This window comes from Desulfopila aestuarii DSM 18488 (assembly GCF_900143695.1).
GTDB classification, from domain to species: Bacteria; Desulfobacterota; Desulfobulbia; order Desulfobulbales; family Desulfocapsaceae; genus Desulfopila; species Desulfopila aestuarii.
The window spans coordinates 100,314-119,297 of sequence record NZ_FRFE01000015.1 but is presented as its reverse complement, the minus strand read 5'-3'; the positions used below and the strand labels follow the sequence as shown (position 1 = coordinate 119,297).

The following is an 18,984-nucleotide window of genomic DNA, read 5'->3' as shown; positions in this document are numbered from 1 at the left end:
GGTGAGAAGGAGAATGGGAAAAAGGCCGCCCGAAAAGAACGGGCGGCAGGGTGCGGTGATAGAAAAAACGAGAATGGACAGTTACTGTGCGGAAGCGAGCGTCACGAACCCTTGGATTCGATCCAGTTCAGCCAGGGCCTGGACGTAGAAAATAGCGGTCCGATTTTCCTGACTAAGTGCTCTTGCATAGGATTCCTGGGCGATAAGGACATCGAGGGTAGTGGAGCGGCCGGCATCGAATTTGGCCTGCTCGGCTTCCAGCCTCTTCTTGGTTGCAAGGCTCGTTTTCCGGGTCGCTTCCATGCCTTTGATGGCTAACTCTATATCGCGAACCGTGGTGCGAACACTTTTGGTGATCTCAAGTTCCAGGAGCTGCGCGCTGGTTTTGGCCTTTGCATGGAGAGCTCTGGCCTGCTGCAGTGAACCTTTGGCTGTTGTATTATCCAGCGGGATTGAGAGCTGCAGGCCAACCTGCCATTCGGTGTCTGGGTCGTCGAGGGCTGCATCGAGAGCGTCTCCATAGCTATCATCAAGGCCGCCATAGCCGACACGACCGGCGAGACTGAGAGCTGGACGCAGGTCATCTTCGGCCAGGGTCTGGCGAATCCGGGCAGCGTCGATGCTCATTTTGGCCGCTTTGAGATCCGGCCTGTTGGCGAGAGCATTTTGCAGGATCTTTTTTTGTTCAAGTGTAACCGGCTCGGTTGACGGGGTGTCCGTCGGGGCAAAGGGCGTGAGCCAGTCGCTGCTGTTCAGTAGGAGTTTCAGTTCATCCTCGGCCAGGCCGATGGCCAGTTCAGCGGCAATCAAATCCTCTTCGCGCCGGGTCACTTCCGATTGTGGCTGGTAGATCTCCACTTCTGCCAGCGCACCGGCGGCTATCTTGGCCTCAGTTTCCGCCAGCAGTTTGCGGGCGAGGGATACCGAAAATTTCTTCACTTCGATATCCTGCCAGGAAAACACCAGGTTCCAGTAACCGCGTTTCACCAGAGCGGCCAAATCCGCAGCCGTGCTGTTCACTTGGAAGGTTGAGGCGGTGTGCTCGATCTCGGCGGCGGTAACCTGGCCGGTTTGGATTTCCGTTCCCCAGCCTCGAAGCAGCGGCTGACTGATCCCGAGTTCGACCATTGATCGATAGGAAGGATTAACTTCTATCCCGAAGGCATCGGCATCGTAACGAGAATTCGTCCATCCCAGTTCCACTTCGGTACCGGTAGTGAATCGTTTTGTTATCGAAGCGTCGAGGCGGCCGCTGTTTTCATTGTCGATTCCGTTCGCATACAACGGGGTGGAGTGTACACCTTCCACGCCGGTTTCGGCGTTGAACTGTTTATCGAAGCGGCCTTTGGCTATGTCAATAGCTCCGGCAGCGATATTGGTATCTTCACGCCTGAGGGTCAGGTTGAGGTTGTTGGCAAGGGCCGTCTCAACCGCTGTCTTCAAGGTGAGCGGCACCGGGGCATCTTTGGCCTGGGCCCACGATATGGCTGGCAGCATCATGAGCGCCACCAGATAATAGGGTAAGGTCTTGAACATTATTTTTCCTCGTCCATGGGTTGTTCACCGGCAAGATAGGGGTAGGGTTTCCAGTACAGTCGGCTCAGTCGCGACATGAGTTCACTGCGGATGGCGCCGAATCGTTCCTGGAGATAATAAATTGTCGGCACCACCACCAGGGTCAGTGCTGTTGCCACCACCAGACCGAAGGTGACCACCACCGCCATGGAGCGCCACCATTGGCTAGACTCGCTGGCCCAGGAGATGGACCAGCTGTGGAAGTCGTAGGACACTCCGGTGATCATGGGGATCAGGCCGAGGATGGTGGTGATGGCGGTGAGAAGTACCGGCCGCAGCCTGGTGGCACCGGCGAAGACGACTGAGTCACGCAGGCTGTAGCCACGTTCTCGCAACTTGTTGGTGTAATCAATCAGAACGATGGCGTTATTCACCACCACTCCTGCTAAAGAAATAACTCCCACTCCGGTCATGATGATACCAAAAGGCGACTTGAAAAGGGTGAGCCCGAGGAAGGCACCGCCTAACGAGAGTATGACCGAGGTCATGATGATAAAGGGCTGGCTCACCGAATTGAACATTACCACAAGGATAAGGAAGATCAGGAGCAGCGCCACCATGAAAGCCTTGCTGAGGAAATCCTGCGACTCCTGTTGAAACTCAAACTCTCCGGTGAACTTTATCTTGTAGCCGGGGGGCAGGGGCAGCTGCTCAAGCAGTTTTGCCGCCTCCTCCCGCTTGACCGGACCGGTGGTCTGGGTTTCATTGACATTGGCCTTGACAGTGACCACCCGCTCGTTGTTGATGCGGTTGATGTCACCGATCGAGCCGGCAAAGTTCACTTTGGCGATGGTCGACAGCGGCACCAACTGGCCTGATGGGGTGGGCAGCATCAGCTCATGGAGAATATCGACGACTCGACGGTCCGACTCCTGCAACTGTACGGTGATGTCGTAATCATCATCACCTTCGCGAAACGACGAGACTTCAATGCCGTTATAGGCGCTCTTCAAGGCAAAACCAACACCGTCGGTAGTGAGTCCGAAGAGGGCTGCCTTCTGTCGGTCGATCAGCACCTGTACCGAAGGGATACCTTCCACAAAATCATCGCGTACATCCTCAACCATGGGGATCCGGTTGAGGTAGTCTTTGACATGTTTGGCAATTTCTCCAAGCACCGCAAAATTTTCGCCGGAAATCTCAATATTAATGGGGGCACCGGTGGGTGGACCTTCTTCTTCCATAGCGATGGTAATTTTGCCGCCGGGAATATCCTTGACCCGATCCCTGATAGTCGCCAGTGTGTCATGGGATGACTCTGCTCGCTCATCCAGCTCCAGAAAGCGGATACCTACGTGGTTTGGGGTGTTGGCGGAAAAGGAAGAACTGCCGCCGCTGGAGACCACCCCACGCATGTAGATATTCTTGATGTTTTTCAGATCGCTCGGTCCGAAATACTTTTCGCCGTCAGGTTTCTCATATTCTTTGGGGGCCAGAGCCTTAAGAGGAGTGAGCGGTTTGCCGTTGGCATCAAGAGCATCGGGGTTGGCACCGGCTACGGCGAACTCCACCCTCTTGATGATCTGATCGATATAGTCAATATCAGCGCCTTCCGGCACATCGATATTCACGTACATGCCTTTCGGGTCGATCTCCGGAAAAAACTCTATCGGTTTTTCAAGACCGATTACCAACAGCCAGCATTCCAACATGAGGAAGAGAACACAGAAAGCCAGACCGATGACGGTAAACGGTTTGTCGAGAGCGCCGCGGAGGAGCTTTTCGTAACGGGTTAAAAGAAAGCCCTTTATCTCGACCGGTTTTTCCGCAGCCAGATCTGAGACTTCACGCGGAACCGGTTCGGCTCCGGCCGGAGTCTTGACCCTCATAAACATTGAGGCCGCCGCCGGATTGATGACCAGCGCGACGAACAGGCTTGATGTCAGGGTGACGATAAGTGTGAGTGGTAGATAGCTCATGAACTCGCCCATGATGCCCGGCCAGAACATCATCGGGAAAAAGGCGGCCAGGGTGGTGAGCGTCGAGCCGATAACCGGGTAGGCGACCTCGGAGGTCGCCCGCATGGCAGCCTCTTTACGGCCTATCCCCTGTTGCATGAAGCGATAGATGTTCTCGACGATGACGATAGCGTTATCCACCAGCATGCCGAGTGCCAGGGTCAGGCTGAACAGCACAACCATATTCAGGGTGATCCCCATCACATAGAGGATGGTAAAGGAGATCAGCATCGAAAAGGGGATGGCGAGACTCACCAGCAGGGCGTTTCGTATACCCATGGTCAGGAAGATGACGATCATAACCAGGGCAAGGCCTGAAAGGATGTTGTTCTCAAGATCGGCCACCATCAGCTCGATGTCCCGTGACTTGTCGAGGACCTTGGTCATCGATGTGCCGGACGGCCAGCTCAGTTTGCTCTCCGCGATGATCGAGTCGATATCGCGGCTGATGCTGATAATATTCTCACCGCTTCGTTTCTTGACCGAGAGGTTTACCGCCGAGCGGCCGTCGAGCCGGGAACGGCTGGTCTCTTCCTTGAAACCATCAACCACCTGTGCCACGTTTTTGAGGTAGACCGGCTGGCCGTTGTGGGTGCCGATAATAAGACCGTAGATCTCTTCAGGGGTCTTGAACTCACCAGGCACCCGCAGCTGGAAGCGCCCGTTGCCAAGACGGATGTTGCCGCCGGAGGTATTCTGGTTTTCACTCTCCACAGCCTGCTGGAGGGAACCGATAGAAAGCCCGTAATAGGCCAGTTTTTCAGGAAAGACTTCGACCCGGATTTCACGTTCTAGCCCGCCGGTGACATCCACCTCCAGCACACCCGTAATACCTTCGATATCGTCTTTTAAATCATCGGCGATATCTTTGAGGCAGGGCAGGCCGCAGGTGCCGCTCAGGGAATAGACGACGATGGGCATCTCCGAGAAATTGACTTCGAAGACAGACGGATCCTCATCGAGATCGGTGGGCAGATCGCCCATAGCCTCATCAACCTTGTCTTTCACGTCTTGTAAGGCCTGATCGATATCGGTACCGGTTACAAACTCCACATTAATAGAAGAAAGTCCCTCGGAACTGACCGACTTGATCTTCTTGAGTCCATCGAGTCCCTTTAACTTCTTTTCGATCTCGATGGTGACGGCGGTCTCGATATCGGAAGGCGAGACACCGCGGTAGTTGGTGGAGATAAAGACGTTCGGGATGGTGATGTCCGGATCGCTCTCCCGGGGCAATACCTTATAACAGTACACGCCGAAGATGATGAGCAGCAGGGCCAGTACCGCCACCGCTGTGCTTTTCTGGACTGCGGTATCTGAGATGATCATAAGGTCAGCTCCCCGGGATTGGTCAGGGCCTTGATGACGTTGACCTGCTGACCGTTCTCGACATCACGGTGACCTTCGACCACCAGGTTTTCACCGGCGGCAAGTCCTGTAGTGATCTGCACCATCCAGCCGTCCATGATGCCCATTTTGACGTTGCGCTTTTCGACCACGCCATTTTTTTCCACAAAGACAAAATGCTCGTTCTTCCGGGAGATAACGGAGTAGAAGGGGACGACCACGGCATTCGCAACAGTTTTCTTGACAATATCGGCCCGCACGAACATACCTGGCAGGATACGACCGTCACTGTTGTCGATCGCAAGCTCCATTTCATAGAGCCGGGCCACGGAATCGGGAGCGGGGGAAATAAACTGGTTTTTTCCGATGATTTTTTCGTCGCCAAGGGCCTGGATGGACATCTCGACGCTGGTGAGCGGCCGAACAGCGTTGACATCGGATTCGGGTATGCCGATTACCCCTTTTAATCGGTCAATCTCTAGGATTCTGGCAATGGGGTCGCCCACTGAAAGCAACAAACCGATCTTGGCATCCATCGTCTTGATGATTCCACTCATAGGGGCGACGATATTGCAGCGGGAATACTGCAGTTCGGCATCTTCCAGATCGGCTTTTGCTTTGGCCAGATTCGTGCGACGGTTTTCGATATCCGCTGTCGGGATCATGCCCTTGGAGTAGATCGATTTGTCACGCTCAAGATCGGCCTTGGCTTGATTGTAGGCGGCCCGAGCCCGTTCGAGCGCTATACGGTAATCGGCTTCCTCGATCCGGGCGATGATGTCACCTTCGTTGACCCGGTCACCTTCGCTTACCAGGAGTTCGGTAACGGTGCCCTTGATTTTTGCCAGCAGCTGCAGGTCGGTCCACGGCTCGATTGAACCTGGAAGGTTGATCCTGTCTTGGATTTCTCTGGGAGTGAGCAGAAGGGTCACAGCGTTGACCGGCGGTTTCTCACTACTGATTTCCGCAGCTTTACTGGCAGCGATGGATTCTCCTTCTTTTTTGATGGCGAAAAAGAGCACGACAATGAGTGCCACCATCATCAACAGGGCGAATCTCGGCATATTGCTCCAGATAAAGTAGACAGTTCTGGCACGCAGGGATTTGGGAGGAGTAGTAGGAGAACTCATGATTGTGCCTCGGCATGGTGGGTGGTTGCAGTTGATGGCTGAAGGCCGACAAAGGCCTGAGTAAAGAGTGTTCTCAGTGCCGCTTCCGCCTCACTGGTAGCGATGAAATCGGAATACCAGGCATGAAGCAGCAGTAAGTAAATGGCAAAAAAATGACCGCAGAGGTGCAGCAACTCAAACTCTTGACGGATCTCTCCGCGTTCCTGCCCTTTCAGTAGGATAGGAAATATCATTTCAAAAAACTTGTTTTCACCTTCCTTGTGTTTTTCCGCCAGCAGTTTTTTGGGAAAAACGATTTCCTGCATATAGAGTCTGCCGAATTCGGGATTTCTGGTAACATACTCAAACTCTGCCATAAAGACGGTTACCAGTTGCTCGAAAACAGGGGCATCCTGGTTGGTTCTGGTGTTGAGCTGTTCATGAATATATTCAAGTTCGTCTTCGCAGAAGGCCAGCAGTAAGTCCTGCTTGGTTTTGAAATAGCTGTAGACAGTGCCTTTGCCGACGCCCGCAGTTTTTGCGAGCTGCGAGATGGAGGTTTTTTCAAAACCATTGATGGAGAAGAGTTCAACTGCTGCGGCAAGAATAGCCTTCTTGGTTTTCTTCTTTTTTGCTTCTCTAGTGAGGTGCATGTTGTTCCTGCTGCGATGAATTGTTAAAAATGACCACGGTCGACTTTTACCCTGCCCGTTGCATGGCGTCAAGATAAAAGTTGACCGCGGTCGAAAATTTGTTCAGAGTGGAGCCTTGTGCTGGAAATTAAGGATTTCCTAAAAAAGGTTGTGTACAATGAGCTGGCTATTGCTATATCTATATGGACAAATTGCGGTAACCGTGCTGTTATGTAACCGGTAAGACAAAGACAAGATAGGGATTTGAAAGGATACGAAATGGGTATTCAGGGAATAGTTAGTCAGTTGGTCGGCCAGATAGCCGAGATGTTACCGATGGGCTACGCCTTCGGTGCGGGGATGGTCTCAGCGGTCAACCCCTGCGGCTTTTTTCTGCTACCGGTCTATATCTCTCTTTATCTTGGTGCCGAAGAGGAGAACTACACGAGTCAGACCCTGGCAACACGTGCCATGAAAGCGACCTGGGTGGCACTGGTGGTGACGGTTGGTTTCGGGCTGCTTTTCGGTTTGGTGGGCGCGGCAGTTATGGCCACTGGCTATTACCTGATGAAGTTGATCCCCTGGTTTGCGGTTGGTGTCGGGGGGGTGCTTGTTATTCTGGGCTTGCGAATCCTGTCTGGGCGATCGGTGGCCCTTCCTGCGGCTGCGAAGGTGGTTGACTGGGTGGGCGATTTCCGGCGAATGAACGTCAGGGGCTATTTTCTGTTCGGACTGGCATTTGGTGCTACATCCCTTGGTTGTACATTGCCGGTTTTCTTGGCGGTAGTGGGCAGTTCGGTCACTGCGGACAACTATCTCGACGGTCTTCTCCGCTTTGTCAGCTACGTGCTGGGTATGGGGCTTGTCATGCATGCTCTGACAATGAGTATGGCGCTTGTGAAAAAACGGTTTGTTCTTGGTACCATGCGGAGAATTATTCCCTATATAAATACTATATCGGCATTTTTCCTGCTGACAGCCGGTGGCTATATACTCTATTACTGGTTCTCGAGCGGCCTGCTGTTCAATTCGTAACCACGGTATTATTTGAAACCTTTCCGAAAGGGTAGATGGTGGTATGCAATACTCAACCGGTATAGTTGCAGCAGTGGGGGCCTATGTGCTCTGGGGGATTTTGCCGATTTTCTGGAAAGCACTTCATGCAGTTTCTGCCCAGGAAATTCTTTTGCACCGTATGGTCTGGTCCCTGTTCTTTACCCTCGGGCTCATTCTGCTCATGGGCCGACTCAGGTCTCTTGTTTCCATTATCCGTAACAGGCGGAGCCTTCTGCTCTTCTCGCTGGCGGCTCTGCTCTTGTCCGGCAACTGGCTGCTCTATATCTGGGCGGTGAATGCCGGTTATGTCATTGAGGCAAGTCTTGGTTATTTCATTAATCCCCTGGTCTCGGTGCTGCTTGGGGTGATCTTTCTTACAGAGCGACTGCGGCCGGGGCAGATCGGGGCGCTGGTGATTGCCCTTTTCGGGGTCATGTACCTTACCTTCTATTATGGGCAGTTTCCCTGGATTGCGCTGACGTTGGCCTGTTCTTTCGGCCTCTACGGTTTTTTACACAAAAAAGTATCAGCTCCGGCTATTGAAGGACTGTGTCTGGAGACGATGGTGCTGTTTGTGCCGGCGGCAGCGGTGCTGCTGGCATGGGAGGTCGATGGGCGAGGCGCTTTTGGCCATGGAGATCTTCTCCAGACCTTGCTTCTTTTGGGCTCGGGCCTCATCACTTCGTTGCCGCTTTTGCTCTTTGGGTTCGCCGCCCAGCGGATATCTCTTACCCATCTGGGTCTTTTGCAGTATATCGCTCCCAGCATAAATCTTTTGCTCGGCATATTTCTCTATCATGAACCCTTTCCGCCAGAAAGAATGGCCGGTTTTGCAATGATCTGGAGTGCACTTTTTATCTATATGGCGGAAGGAACATTACTCAGACGACGTCGGCAGCGTGCGTTATGCAGTGTGGGGAAAGGATGAAGGAGCAATTCCGGTGAAGCCTGCTTGGCTTCAGTGAGATATTTTCGTTGTTTTTTCTTCTTCTTTTGCTTCCTGTTGTTCGCGCAGAGGCGGCTCCAGCGGCAATTCGACAATAAAGGTCGTGCCGAGATCCGGCTGGGTTGAGACCCGCAGGTCGCCATGATGATTTTCTTTGACAATAAAATAGGACACAGATAGCCCTAGGCCGGTGCCCTTTTCCCGCTCCTTGGTGGTGAAGAAGGGGTCGAAAACTCTCTGGGCCAGCTCGCTGCTCATCCCCGGCCCGTTGTCTTCGATCTCCACCCTGGCAGTTTTGCCATCCCGCATGATCCTGATGGTAAATGTCGGGAAGCTGGTTCCTGCATCACCCATTGCTTCAGCGCCGTTTTTGAGAATATTAAAAAAGACCTGTTGGATCTTGCTGGCACTGCAGTAAACCTTGGGCATGTTCTCCTCGAACAATTTATTGATCGTTATTGATTTGAAGCTATAGGTTCTCTTGAGTTCATGGTCTTTTTCAGCCAGAGCGATTGCCTGATTTATAATTTTTTCCAGTGACTCCAGGGAAAAGTCACCAATGGTTTTTCTGCTGAAAGAGAGCATATCCTCGATAATTACACCAGCCCGCTGGCCCGCTTCATGGATATCGCCCAGCATCTTTTTTATTTCCCTTTTTTCCGCATATCTCCTCACCTGGTCAAGCGTACAGTTGCAATCAACTGCAGCCTGGATGTTCATCTCGTTGTTGTCGAAAATCCGGTTTTTCACCACCTGAATCCCCTGGACAATGGAGGCGAGCGGACTTCGTATTTCGTGGGCTATGCCGGCGGCAACACCGCCCAGGGAAATAATTTTTTCCGTTTGCGATATCAACTCCTGGGTTTTCTTGTATTCGGAAATATCGGTGATTGAACCCTCCAGATAGAGGACATTGTCATATAGGTCATAAACGGTGTGGGTATTTTCGATGACATCGATGATTGAACCATCACGACACTTGAGTGAGTGCTCGCCCTTAGCCCAGTTATTGGTGAGTGTTTTTCGTGGAGACTGTGAGATGTAGAGCTGTTGGTCAATGTCAGTGAAGTGGTCTATCACTTCCTGCGGGGACGAGAATTTCAACATCTTGGCCAGTGCCGGATTGACCTGGAGGAAACGTCCATCTGCTGTGGCCTGATAGAGCCCGTCGTTATTGTTGTTGAAGATTGAACGGAAATTTTCCTCGCTTCTGCGCAGTTCGATTTCAGCCTGTCTCCTTCGGTAAATATTGACGGTGAGGATAAGGATAACCACAAGCAGGATCGCGATGAATATACCCGAAGTGATAAGAACGGATTGATGCTTCTGGATAAAGGTGATGGGGCGATTGATGATCAGGCTGTCTGGCGGCAGCTTGTCGGGATTGATATTGAATCTGGTCAGCTGTGCGTAGTCGAACATGAAACGGTTCGGACTTTCAGCCAGTGGTGGAATTTCGGTGATCGGAGTTCGTTCCAGCCAGGATCTCACCATCTCCGCCATCGCCGCGCCCTGTTGGTATCCGCTGGTCAGCATGCCACCGGTCAGTCCCAGGCCCAGATTGAAATCCCAGGCACCGAAGATTGGTACGGGACTTTGTCGGGATATGAGGCTGATGGCCTGGTCATATTCAAAGGTTTGACCTGTTTTGTCCTGAAAAAAGAAGGTGTAGAAAATAACACTATCTTGAGGAATGCTATTCACCCTGGATATGAGTTCGGCCATCGAGATATCTTCCCAGAGGGTGAACTTCACTTGGCCTTGAAATTTCGCCATGGCCTTTTCAATAGCAGGGTGAACTCTTTTTCCAGTGATCGTTCTGTCATTAATGACGTAAATATTGAGTGTTTGGGGGAGTAGTTCGAGGATTGTCGCAAATGTTGCATCGATATCGGCTCTTTCCGTGACACCGTGAAAATTTGGTAAATCATGCAGGTCCTCGGCGTCCAGATAGTTGGTGCCGCAGAAAAAAACCGGGACACCGGGAAATACCGTGTTGCCGAAGCGCTTTAAGAGCAGGAAGGCGGCGTCATCAGTGGAGACCACCATGTCGATGGGAATATCCTGATATTTGATGGCAAGTGCCTCGGCAAGCTGGTCCAAACGCTCGTCCGATGAAAAGCGTTTCGTGTCGAGGTATTCGACGTGCAGGGCGATTTTGGCACTGGAAGGTTCGAGGGTATCAAGAAATCCCTGATATTCCTCATCCGACCATTTGTAGCCGACATGGTATGAGTTCAAATACAGGATGTGCCTGGACTGGGCGAATGTTTGGCCAGCCATTATGAAAATGACAGCGAAAAGCAACAATAGCAGGAGAACCTGGCGAAGTAGCGTGGACCGTGCTGCTGATCGAGTAATGGAGTTATGGATGGGCATGCACTATGCTGTTGCCTGTTGCCGCAAGACGAGCGCCGGTGATAACCGGTACTCGTCTTGCGACGCGTGAGTCGCTTAGATCTTAAAGGTGTTGACCACCTTTTTCAGCTCTTCAGCCATGCGCATCAGGTCCGAACTACTGGTGTTGACCTGTGAGCTGCTGGTCGAGATATCCTCGGCGGCACTGTTGACCATGCTGATATCCTTGGTTATGGAGCCGGCTACTACCGAGACCTGACTGACATTCTCATTTACCTCGCTTAAGCCTTGGGCAGCCTGGTTGATATTGTTGGCAATCTCTGCAGTTGCCGCGGACTGTTCAGCCACCGAGGTGGAGATATTGGCAACGATCTCATTGACGCTGTTAATGACGGCACTGATTTCTTTGATCTCTGCTACTGTAGTGCCGGTGGTGGACTGGACGTCGTCGATTTGCTTTTTAATGTCCAGGGTGGCCATTGCGGTCTGCTTGGCGAGTTCCTTGATTTCATTGGCAACTACCGCAAAACCTTTACCTGCCTCACCGGCCCGGGCGGCCTCAATGGTGGCATTCAACGCCAGCAGGTTGGTCTGCTCGGAGATCTCGGTGATAGTTTCTGTCACCTTGCTGATCGCCTCAGCAGAAGCTCCCAGTTCTGCCATACGGACGGAGGTCTTTTCAGCCTGAGTGACCGCTGTCTCAGAAATAGTGTGAGCCTTGCCGGCATTCTGGGCAATCTCGTTGATGGTGGCGGTCATCTCTTCGGCGGCGCTTGCCACCATTGAGGTGTTGGTGGTGGACTGCTCCATGGCTGCGGCAACGTTATTCATGTTGACGCTCATTTCCTCGGCCGAGGAGGCGACGTTTTCGGAAAGATCAGAGGTCTGACCGGCATTTTTTTCAAGACTCGCTGCGATTACGGAGAGGTTTTGTGATTCGCTGTCAACTGCAGCGGTATTCTGGGCAATGGTGCCAATGATGCGCTGCAGTTTTTCCAGAAAGATGTTGAACCATTTTGCCAGCTCGGCAATCTCGTCACGGGATTTTATCTCGATACGCTTGGTCAGGTCACCTTCGCCTTCGGCTATATCCTGAAAACTGTTGATCATTGAACCGAGTGCTTTAACGATGCCGATGACGATGATCAGACAGAGGGTGATGATTCCAGCAAAGATAAGACCTGCGGTGGAGAGCATCACAAAAATGCTTTTTTTGACCTGGCTGGTGATTTCACTGCTCATGCTGGCCTGATAGGCATCGATATTGTCCAGATAGACACCAGTGCCGATCCACATGTTGGTACCGGGTATCATCTCCGAGTAGCTGAGCTTGGGTACGTCACCGGCGTTGGGTTTTGGCCAGATATAGGAGACAAAGCCGCCACCTTTCTTCGCATTATCGAACAATTCGCGTACCAGGAACACACCGTTTTTATCTTTGAGTTCGGCAAGGTCATTTCCCTGTAGCTTCTTATTGGGAGGCAGGGCGACGTTAACCGTTCCTTCATAGACGAAATAGTAGCCGGAACTATCCTCTTCAAAACGGACATCATCGATCATCTTGCGGATAAGTTCGATCTGTTGTTCTTTATCTGTAATGGACTCAATTGCGTGGCCAATAGCAACGGCAATGGTATGACTTGCCACCTGCAGTTTGGCTTTCTGGTCGGACAGCATGACCTCGCCTGTTTTTTGTATCCCCATATCTCTGGTCTTTGTCCCGTTCTGGATGGCGAAATAGGTCATGACCAGAAAGAGAGCCAGAATGGCGACAATAATGAGATACATCCGTTGTTTGACAGTGAACCTGTTGAGCATGATTCCCTCCTGAAATGCCCCTTCTCGTTCCGATGCCAGGGTGGGGTCTGTACTAAAACGAAAAAACTATTGAATTTTAAGTGTCTTGCGAACACTCTTGTTGTAAGTCAGTTTAAGTATATGTTGAATTTCCAGCAATGTGAAAAGGTTTTATAAAAAAAAGCGGAATCAGGTGTAAATCTGTTAGCGGACGAAAAAAATGCGGCAGTAGGGCAGGGAGACCGTTAGCTGAGAAGACTGTCGATAGTCGTGTAGATACTTGTAATGTTAACCGGTTTTTCCAGGTATGCATCAAACCCGGGTGAGGAGTGTCTGGTGTCGTCGATACCGTTTCCGGAAATGGCAATGGCTGGAATGGTGGCTGTCTTTACCTGCTCGCGAAGTTGTTTCAGCACCTCATTGCCGGTCATATCAGGAAGAGTGATGTCGACAAGAATAATATCGGGCGCTATGGTAAATGCCAGATGGATTCCTTCGCTGCCTGTTTCAGCCTCAAACATTTCGATGTCGTTACGTCGCGCCAGAATAAGCCGGACCAGATCTCGGATAGCTTCGTTGTCTTCAATATAGAGGAGCTTTTTCACGTTGACGTCCGGTTATCTGAGGGCTTGTGGTTGTGACACTGTGTACCATTTCATTCGAATTGTTATCATTAACTCTGCCATGAGTCAAGGGCGGGTTATCTGGAGGTGGTGATGGGAGTTATGCAGAGCCGATAACATATGGGGTGCTGGCGTGGGATCTGTGATAGCAGATTGCCTTATGGTTCCGATGTTTTTTGCCAACCGTGAAAAAAGGGGGCTTTCGTGGAGTATCAGTATTTACGTCTTGCTAACGATCTTGAGAGAAAGATTCGTGGCGGAAATTTTCGGGTTGGAGAAAAACTGCCGTCTCTTCGCAGCCTCCGGGCCCAGACTGGCAAATCTATTTCCACCATTTATCAGGCCTATAACGAACTGGAAGACCGTGGGGTGGTTGAGGTACGGGAGAAATCCGGCTTTTATGTCAAGCCGCTTTTGGACCGTGTTCTGCCGCGACCGCTCCGGGAGACCGGAGTGATCCGGCCGCATCAGGTGACCATCAATACCCATTCCACCATGCTGCAGCAGTATATCAACAATCCGGCAATGCTGCCGTTGGGTACAGCTGTGGCTGCACCAGAACTGCTACCCTTGAAACAACTCGGACGCGAGGTGCGCAACGTCGCGAGCGGCTACATGAACGGTCGGATGATCGGTTATGGCCACCCGACCGGCCATCCCGGTCTGCAGAGTGAGCTGGCAAAGCGCTCGGTTGGTTATTTTCGCCGGGAGAAAGGCGAAGAGATTATTATCACCAATGGCTGTATGGATGCCATCGATCTCTGTTTGCGCTCCGTTGCCCGGGAGGGCGATGTGATTCTGATCGAGTCGCCAACGTTCCTCTGTTACCTGCAGCTGATTGAAGATTTGAACATGAGGGCCCTTGAGATTCCTGTTGATGCCGATACCGGCTTCGATCTGGCCCAGCTCGAGGATATACTGCAGCAGCATGACGTGCGGGCGGCGTTGGTCAATACCAGTTTTCATAATCCCCTTGGCTATGTGATGACCGACCTCGCCAAAAGACGGCTCGTTGAAATCATCACAGGGCGAAATATCCCGATTATTGAGGATGACATCTACGGTGATCTCTATTTTACCGAGACCAGGCCACGCCCCCTCAAAAGCTTTGATAATGAAGGATTGGTCCTTTACTGTTCATCGTTTACCAAATCGCTTGCTCCTGACCTCAGGGTGGGATGGACCATCCCCGGTCGTTTTCGGGAGAAGGTAAAGAGGATCAAATTCAACTCCAACGTGGCCGGCTCCCAGCTGAACCAGTCTGTTGCGGCCAGTTTTCTCGCTTCCAAAGGCTATGAACGGCATCTTCGTAAGATGCGAGGATCACTCAAAAAGCAGGCTGCTTCCATGTTGCAGGGAGTGGCCCGCTATTTCCCCAAAGGCACCAGAGTCTCATCTCCCCAAGGTGGTATCTGTCTCTGGGTGGAGCTGGATCGCCGGGTCGACAGTCTGGTACTGTTTGAGATGGCGCGTCAGCACGATATTGCCCTGGTTCCCGGTAATCTTTGCTCGGTCACCAACCGCTACAATCATTGCATTCGTCTCAATTATGGCTACCCCTGGACAGAGCGGATTGAAGAGGGAGTGAAAACACTGGGGCGGATGGTCCACGAAATGCTGAAAACCTGATACTGAAGCTCGAGAAATGGCTGCCTTGGTGGGTGTCCTATGGTTTCAAGGTTTTTAAATTTCCTGGACTATTCCACTGTATGGGGCAGGTTGAAAAACAATAACAATTGACGCAACAGTGCTCGCAGGATACATTACAAAATTCTTCCGAATTATATTCACTTTTAAATAGTAATATCAAGTTATTGCATGTGGAGCTGTCGTGGTCAAATCTGTTCTCTCATTACGTGGGCTGAAAAAAGCATTTTCTGGGCAGACGGTGCTGGCCGATTTCAGTCTTGATATCTCGCATGGGGAGTTTGTCACCCTGCTGGGGCCATCCGGCTGCGGCAAGACCACCTTGTTGCGTCTGGTAGCCGGTTTTGAAACACCTGACGACGGTGCTGTCTTTCTCGACGGTACCGATATCTCCCAGCTGCCGCCGGAAAAACGCCAGGTCAACACTGTCTTCCAGAGCTATGCTCTTTTCCCGCACATGACGGTCTTTGACAATGTGGCCTTCGGCCTTCGCCTAAAAAAAATGAAGGGAAAGGTTCTTGCCGAGCGAGTAAGGCAGGTGCTGGTTCAAGTGAAGATGCGGGAGTTTGCCGACCGTTATCCGGGCGAGCTTTCAGGCGGGCAGCAGCAGCGGGTGGCTATTGCCCGGGCTATTGTCAACACCCCGAGAGTTCTGTTGCTCGACGAACCGCTTTCGGCTCTTGATGCCCGGCTGCGTCGCGAAATGCAGATGGAGTTGAAACGATTGCAGCGAGAGCTGGGCATCGCCTTTATCCTGGTGACCCATGACCAGGAAGAGGCACTTTCCATGTCGGATAGGGTCATCGTCATGCAGGACGGAAGAATTGCCCAGATCGGTACACCGCGGGAGGTGTATGAAGATCCGGCAAATCTTTATGTGGCGAGGTTTATTGGTGATATCAACCTGTTCCCCGGAAAGGTCACGGAATGTATCGGTGAAAACGAGCTGCAAGTAGACGTTTTCGGCAAAAGCGTGCAGGCCAGAACCAAAAAAAAGCTGCAGACTGGCCAGCAGGTCCTGCTGTTGCTGCGACCGGAAGATCTTCGCCTCACCGAAAATACTCAGGAGGAGATGCCCATTTTTCACGGTGCGATCATGGAGCGGAGTTATCGCGGCTCGACCCTTGATACCACCATTCATCTCGATGACGGTCCCGTGGTGCGGGCCTGTGAGTTCTTTGACGAGGATGACCCCGATTTTGACTATCGGGTCGGCGAGCGGGTGAAGGTGTCCTGGGTGCGGGGATGGGAGGTTGTTTTACCGGATGAAGATTATGCGCACTAAGACGGCAGTCATCTCGCTTGTTTCCGGTTGGCTGCTGCTCTTTGGTGTCGTGCCGATCCTGATGCTTCTGGCCGCCAGCTTTCTTACTCAGGATGCAACCGGTTTTTTTCGTCTTCCTTTCGCCCTCACGTCGTATCGGCAGCTCTTTCTTGATCCCGGTTATCTCGAGGTACTGCTCCGTTCGGTGAAACTTGCTGCCATTACCACCATCTGCTGCCTGGCCGTTGGATATCCTTTTGCCTGGTTTACCGTTCGCCGTGCCAGAAAACAGCGACTGGTAATATTGATATTGCTGATGATCCCTTTCTGGACCAATTCCCTGGTGCGAACCTACGCTATTCGGATGGTGCTTGGTACTAACGGTTTGCTTAATAAAATGCTGCTCGCAGCGGGGGTGATCGAGGCGCCGCTGAAGCTTCTCTATACCGATACTGCTGTTATTCTGGGGCTGTTCTATCTGATGCTGCCATTCATGATCCTGCCCCTTTATGCCAACCTCGAGAAACTCGATTACCGACTGGTGGAAGCGGCGCGTGATCTGGGAGCGGGACTCATGGCGATCTTCAGAAAAGTCATTGTCCCGCTCTCCATACCCGGTATCTTTGCCGGCTGTATCATGGTCTTTGTACCCACCATGGGGCTTTTTTATGTCGCCGCACTTCTCGGGGGAGCACGGCAGTTATTGATCGGCAACCTTATTCAGCAGCAGTTTCTCAATGCCCGTAACTGGCCGCTCGGTTCGGCCACAAGTGTGATTCTGATTCTCCTGATGACCGTGATGCTTGCCGGTTACGCGCTGGTGATGCGACGGCTGGCTTCAAGGGGGCAGCGCTCATGAGAACTCTGCGCTTCTTCTTTTTCACCGGCATCTTTCTCTATCTCTATGTGCCGATCGGCATCCTGATCGTCAACGCCTTTAATTTGAACCGTTATGGTCTCAAATGGGATGGTTTCACCCTGAAATGGTTTTCCGGGATGTTGGCCAACCCCGGTCTGATGGAGGCGACCCGTCATTCACTGGTTATCGCTGTCTGCGCCGCCACCATCGCTACCGCTATCGGCTGTTTTGCGGCAATAGGTTTTTCCCGCTATCGCTTTGCCGGCAGGCGCATTCTGCAGGGGACACTGATGACGCTCATGATGGCTCCTGATATCATCCTGGCCATCTCGCTCTTGGTGCTTTTTGTGGCGATCGGTGTCTCACTCGGCTTCTGGTCGCTGCTGCTGGCGCATATCACCTTCTGCCTGCCCTTTACCATGATGACTGTTTCCGCGCGTCTGCAGGGGTTTGATCCATTTCTGCTTGATGCTGCCCGTGATCTCGGAGCGTCGGAAGGACAGTTGCTGGGGAGGGTAGTGCTGCCGCTTCTGCAGCCGGCATTACTCTCCAGCTGGCTCTTATCATTTACCCTGTCACTTGACGATGTTATCGTCAGTTCGTTTGTTACCGGCCCCGCTTATGATGTGCTGCCGCTCAAGATCTTTTCCATGGTGAAAGTCGGGGTCAAACCGGAGGTGAATGCGCTGGCGACGCTGATGGTTGTGTTGTCGCTGGTGCTGGTCATTATCAGTCAATTGTTTTTAAAGGAGAGGGAGAAAAATGGGAAAAATCAGTAACATCATCACGAGCGGATTGCTGGCGGTCGCATGTACAGCTCTACCCGCATTCGCTGCCGAGAAGGTCTACGTCTATAACTGGACCGAGTATCTTCCCGAAAGTGTGCTGCAGCAGTTCACCAAGGAGACCGGGATCGAGGTGGTCTACTCCACCTATGACAGCAACGAGACCATGTACGCCAAGCTGAAGCTGATCCAGAAGGATGGATATGATGTGGTATTCCCGTCCACCTATTTCGTCAGTCGTATGGGGAAAGAGGGGATGTTGCAGCCGCTTGATCGTGCACAGCTTCCGAATATGAAGGATCTCGACCCGAATCTTCTGGATAAAAACTATGACAAAGGCAACGTCTATTCCATTCCGTATATGTGGGGCTCAACTGGTATCGGGGTCAACAGTGAAATGATTCCGGTGGCGTCTATTACCGGCTGGCAGGATCTCTGGAAACCGGAGTACAAGGGCAAGCTGCTTTTGCAGGATGATGTTCGCGAGGTGTTTCATATGGCCCTCAAGATCAAGGGGTACAGCAGCAACTCCACTGACCCCAAAGAGATCGAGGATGCCTATCTCCTCTTGAAAGAATTAATGCCCAATGTCCTGCTCTTTAACAGCGATTCGCCGCGCCTGCCGTATCTGGCAGGGGAGGTGAGCCTCGGTATGATCTGGAACGGTGAAGCCTATATGGCCGAACAGGAAAACCCGGCCATTCGTTACGTCTATCCCAAAGAAGGTGCCAACCTCTGGGTTGACAGCTACGTGATCCCGAAAAGTGCAAGAAACATTAAAAATGCCCATGCCTTCATCAACTTCATGATGAAAGCCGATGTTGCCAAGACCTGTGTTGAGGAAAACGGTTATGCAACCCCGGTCCTGACTGCGCTGCCGCTGTTGGACGAAGCGGTAAGAACCAATAAAACGGTTTTTCCGGATAAAGAGCAGATTGCTGCCGGCGAATTCCAGACCGATGTTGGTGAGGCCCTTGCCATTTACCAGCAGTATTGGGAGAAACTTCGGGCGGGGAATTAAACGAAGA

14 protein-coding genes are annotated in these 18,984 nt (G+C 52.0%); 7 read left to right on the top strand and 7 right to left on the bottom strand.

The window, feature by feature from the left end; translation table 11 throughout:
* Positions 1 to 81: 81 nt before the first annotated feature.
* The 4 genes from BUF15_RS15220 to BUF15_RS15205 are packed head-to-tail and all read right to left on the bottom strand — an operon-like array spanning position 82 to position 6,642.
* Positions 82 to 1,536, bottom strand: a complete 1,455-nt coding sequence (locus BUF15_RS15220; protein WP_073614525.1) for a TolC family protein — start codon at positions 1,534 to 1,536, stop codon at positions 82 to 84.
* On the bottom strand, positions 1,536 to 4,862 hold the full coding sequence (locus BUF15_RS15215; protein WP_073614523.1) for an efflux RND transporter permease subunit: 3,327 nt from the start codon (positions 4,860 to 4,862) through the stop codon (positions 1,536 to 1,538). Before BUF15_RS15215 ends, BUF15_RS15220 begins: the two co-directional genes overlap by 1 nt.
* The gene (locus BUF15_RS15210; RefSeq protein WP_084554031.1) at positions 4,859 to 6,010 is read right to left on the bottom strand and encodes an efflux RND transporter periplasmic adaptor subunit; all 1,152 of its coding nucleotides are present in this window, start codon (positions 6,008 to 6,010) and stop codon (positions 4,859 to 4,861) included. The genes BUF15_RS15215 and BUF15_RS15210 overlap by 4 nt, the downstream gene beginning before the upstream one ends.
* Positions 6,007 to 6,642 carry a TetR/AcrR family transcriptional regulator gene (locus BUF15_RS15205; protein WP_073614519.1) on the bottom strand — a complete coding sequence of 212 codons (636 nt, stop codon included), beginning with the start codon at positions 6,640 to 6,642 and terminating at the stop codon, positions 6,007 to 6,009. Before BUF15_RS15205 ends, BUF15_RS15210 begins: the two co-directional genes overlap by 4 nt.
* A gap of 258 nt (positions 6,643 to 6,900) precedes the next feature.
* Between BUF15_RS15205 and BUF15_RS15200 the strand changes: the two genes are divergently transcribed.
* Together BUF15_RS15200 and rarD are read left to right on the top strand one after the other, a co-directional pair.
* Positions 6,901 to 7,656, top strand: a complete 756-nt coding sequence (locus BUF15_RS15200; protein ID WP_073614516.1) for a cytochrome c biogenesis CcdA family protein — start codon at positions 6,901 to 6,903, stop codon at positions 7,654 to 7,656.
* A 43-nt stretch (positions 7,657 to 7,699) separates the two neighbouring features.
* Positions 7,700 to 8,605, top strand: a complete 906-nt coding sequence (gene rarD, locus BUF15_RS15195; protein WP_073614514.1) for an EamA family transporter RarD — start codon at positions 7,700 to 7,702, stop codon at positions 8,603 to 8,605.
* A gap of 30 nt (positions 8,606 to 8,635) precedes the next feature.
* Here the strand turns inward: rarD and BUF15_RS15190 are convergent, their stop codons facing one another.
* The 3 genes from BUF15_RS15190 to BUF15_RS15180 form a co-directional block, all read right to left on the bottom strand.
* The gene (locus BUF15_RS15190; RefSeq protein WP_073614512.1) at positions 8,636 to 11,002 is read right to left on the bottom strand and encodes an ATP-binding protein; all 2,367 of its coding nucleotides are present in this window, start codon (positions 11,000 to 11,002) and stop codon (positions 8,636 to 8,638) included.
* 75 nt (positions 11,003 to 11,077) lie between these two features.
* A complete protein-coding gene (locus BUF15_RS15185; RefSeq protein ID WP_073614511.1) occupies positions 11,078 to 12,799 on the bottom strand; it encodes a methyl-accepting chemotaxis protein in 1,722 nt (573 codons plus the stop codon).
* Between the two features lie 224 nt (positions 12,800 to 13,023).
* Positions 13,024 to 13,383 carry a response regulator gene (locus tag BUF15_RS15180; protein ID WP_073614509.1) on the bottom strand — a complete coding sequence of 120 codons (360 nt, stop codon included), beginning with the start codon at positions 13,381 to 13,383 and terminating at the stop codon, positions 13,024 to 13,026.
* Positions 13,384 to 13,605: 222 nt separating this feature from the next.
* On the opposite strand from BUF15_RS15180, the gene BUF15_RS15175 reads away from it, so the two are divergent.
* The 5 genes from BUF15_RS15175 (at position 13,606) to BUF15_RS15155 (ending at position 18,977) form a co-directional block, all read left to right on the top strand.
* A complete protein-coding gene (locus BUF15_RS15175) occupies positions 13,606 to 15,030 on the top strand; it encodes an aminotransferase-like domain-containing protein (protein WP_073614507.1) in 1,425 nt (474 codons plus the stop codon).
* 202 nt (positions 15,031 to 15,232) lie between these two features.
* Entirely contained in the window at positions 15,233 to 16,333 is a 1,101-nt protein-coding gene (gene potA, locus BUF15_RS15170; RefSeq protein WP_073614505.1) for a spermidine/putrescine ABC transporter ATP-binding protein PotA, read from the top strand.
* A complete protein-coding gene (locus BUF15_RS15165; protein ID WP_234981186.1) occupies positions 16,323 to 17,171 on the top strand; it encodes an ABC transporter permease in 849 nt (282 codons plus the stop codon). The genes potA and BUF15_RS15165 overlap by 11 nt, the downstream gene beginning before the upstream one ends.
* Positions 17,168 to 17,950 carry a spermidine/putrescine ABC transporter permease PotC gene (gene potC, locus BUF15_RS15160; protein ID WP_073614501.1) on the top strand — a complete coding sequence of 261 codons (783 nt, stop codon included), beginning with the start codon at positions 17,168 to 17,170 and terminating at the stop codon, positions 17,948 to 17,950. Before BUF15_RS15165 ends, potC begins: the two co-directional genes overlap by 4 nt.
* Positions 17,934 to 18,977, top strand: a complete 1,044-nt coding sequence (locus BUF15_RS15155; RefSeq protein WP_073614499.1) for an extracellular solute-binding protein — start codon at positions 17,934 to 17,936, stop codon at positions 18,975 to 18,977. The genes potC and BUF15_RS15155 overlap by 17 nt, the downstream gene beginning before the upstream one ends.
* Positions 18,978 to 18,984: the final 7 nt, after the last annotated feature.